This is a genomic window from Phormidium sp. CCY1219 (genome assembly GCF_055795085.1).
This window is the reverse complement of the sequence record NZ_JAYFEQ010000032.1, coordinates 1-228: the sequence shown is the minus strand read 5'-3', so window position 1 is coordinate 228 and position 228 is coordinate 1. Positions and strand designations below refer to the sequence as shown.

1 protein-coding gene is annotated in these 228 nt (G+C 49.1%); it reads left to right on the top strand.

From position 1 onward, the window contains the following. The coding region (locus AC0QH1_RS00320) for a formylglycine-generating enzyme family protein (RefSeq protein WP_324628753.1) at positions 1-228 on the top strand (228 nt) is incomplete at both ends.

The window sequence follows — 228 nt, the reverse complement described above, 5'->3', positions numbered from 1 at the left end:
GGTACCGGAATTTTTTATGGGCAAATATCCGGTAACCCAGGCACAATGGCAAGCAGTGATGGGAAATAATCCCTCTGATTTCAAAGGTGAGAACTTACCCGTAGAAAACGTAACCTGGCACGATGCGGTGGAATTTTGTTGCCGAGTGTCAGAAAAAACGGGACGGGTTTATCGCTTACCCAGTGAAGCAGAATGGGAATATGCCTGTCGCGCCGGAACCACTACGCC